The organism is Peribacillus sp. (assembly GCF_059453735.1).
This window is the reverse complement of sequence record NZ_JAZVJO010000443.1, coordinates 1-2112: the sequence shown is the minus strand read 5'-3', so window position 1 is coordinate 2112 and position 2112 is coordinate 1. Positions and strand designations below refer to the sequence as shown.

At 43.2% G+C, this 2112-nt stretch carries 2 protein-coding genes and 1 pseudogene; 2 read left to right on the top strand and 1 reads right to left on the bottom strand.

Annotation, left to right across the window (positions count from 1 at the left end):
* On the top strand, positions 1-142 hold a 142-nt coding region (locus AC52RT_RS14595), incomplete at its 5' end, for a transposase (protein ID WP_495541417.1).
* Positions 143-298: 156 nt separating this feature from the next.
* On the top strand, positions 299-1348 hold the full coding sequence (locus AC52RT_RS14590; RefSeq protein WP_495541416.1) for a hypothetical protein: 1050 nt from the start codon (positions 299-301) through the stop codon (positions 1346-1348).
* Between the two features lie 446 nt (positions 1349-1794).
* On the opposite strand, the pseudogene AC52RT_RS14585 reads toward AC52RT_RS14590, so the two are convergent.
* Positions 1795-2112 (bottom strand): annotated as a pseudogene (locus AC52RT_RS14585) (hypothetical protein); the annotation flags it as partial.

The following is a 2112-nucleotide window of genomic DNA, read 5'->3' as shown; positions in this document are numbered from 1 at the left end:
CGGTAAACTAGAAGGCCTTAACAACAAGATAAAAGTAGCCAAGCGTATTGGTTATGGTTACCGCAACGATGACTACTTCTTTATTCTTGTTCGTTATATTTCAATGCCTCACAACTTTATGCTAATCCCAAGGAAAACGTGAAGAGCCTATTCTTATGATAACGGCAGATTTACAAAGATCATGACTGTTCCCTAAAAGGGAGATTATTATGTCATGATATAATGACTTAAATAAGGGTTCACTTTGCAGTGATTGCAGATTAATTTTGTGATAAAAAGAGGAAGGGGATAGGTTAAAATGCCACATTCATCTGGAGGAGGATCACATTCCGGCGGAAGTCACAGCCACAGTTCTTCAAGCCACAGCAGTTCAAGACACAGCGGAGGCGGAAGCAGCTCATCAAGCAGAAGACGCACATCATCCACTCCGTTCCCGGGGTGTAAGAGATACCTTTATTACAGGGATAATAAGCCGTGTCTGGTTTATTCCAACTATGATGTCCGCAAACCTGAGATGGGTTCGTTCATAGTAGCTATTATTATTTGCGTCTTCATATTTCTGCCCATGGCAATCGCCAGCATTTTTGTCATGGCAAAGGCTTTTACAATTCCGAAGAGAATAGAGTATTCGAAGTATAAGAACAGAACACCTGAATTTGTGATCGAGGATAATCTCGGCGTTATCGAGGACGAGGCAAATCTCGAGAGAGCCATGAAAGATTTCTACGATGAGACGGGTGTCATACCTGCCGTGATCACGATAAGTAATGACACATGGAAAGAAGATTATGATTCCCTTGAGGCATATGCTTTTGATGTTTCACTTAATCGTTTCCCTGATGAATATCACTGGCTCATCGTCTACTCATCAGCCGAAAAGGATAACGGGTTTGACGATTGGTATTGGGAAGGCATGCAGGGAAACTATACCGATCCCGTCCTGACTCCTGAGCGCATGGACGCCTTTACCGAGTCTCTTCAGGTCAGGCTTATGCAACGCAATAAGTATTCGGTAGATGAAGCGATAGCGGCAACTTTTGATGAGTACAGGCCGTTAATGATGAAGATGGTAGTGGATAAATCCAGATTGTTTGGCGGAATTCTTTTAATTTTTATGACGAGTATTTTTATAGTACCGACACTCTTGACAAATAAGCCGAAAAAGGTGCCTGATTACTACAAGAATGCGGTTCCGTGCGAGCTTAAAGCGGTCTATCAGTCATCCTGTAATTACTGCGGAGGCATGTATGTTGTAGGCATGCATAACAGCTGCCCTCACTGCGGAGCACCGATCCCGCCGCAGAATTACATTCAGGACCCGCAGGGCAACATCGTTAAGATCCTGTGATGAAGCAGGTCACGGACGTGCTTATCTGATCGCGCGGAAGGATCCCGAACGTTACAGAGAAGAATGTTTGACGCTCTGTCTGATATAATTATTTCAATTATCGGATTAAGAGGAGTGCTCCTTGGCGGTATTAAAGAGTTACACTTGCTCGAATTGTGCCGGTATCCTGATCTTTGATTCCGATCAGGAGTTTTTCGATTGTCCTTTCTGCGGAACGAGATTCAGTTCCATTGATTTTCACGGGAAAGAAGTACTAAGTCAGGCTGACGCGTGTCTGGAGCGCAGAGAGTTTAGTGTGTCGAAATACGATCAGGCCCGCTCAAGAATAAACTCAATGGCACGGGACAGCGTTCTTACTAAGTAATCTGTGCAGTGATCTGTATTGTCAGAGCAGCTAACCAAGTATAGGTTCAATACGGTTTTTAGTGTTCATTATTAGGAGAAGTCTATTTAAAAATAAAACTCTCAAGCAAAAAGATCGCCAGCAACAGAGCTCCTGCACCGATAGCGAGAAGCACACGTTGGTAGGGACGTTTTGCTTTTTCTGCTATCTTGGAATCCTTGTCGACTTCTTTGCCTTCACAAAAGGCTATGATTTCCTTATAGGTTGCTATGTCATTAGTCTTTTTCATTCTTTCGATATAGAAAGCAAAGATAATCAGCGGGATCATGTACAGGAACCAGATAGCAAGCCCAGCCCATCCAAGATAGAAAAACAAAGGGTATGGGGTAACTAATGCAATCAAAAGGCCGATTCCAAATAT

Coding starts and splice junctions, on each gene's coding strand:
- AC52RT_RS14590 (WP_495541416.1), top strand. CDS start 299: ATGCCACATTCATCTGGAGGAGGATCACATTCCGGCGGAAGTCACAGC.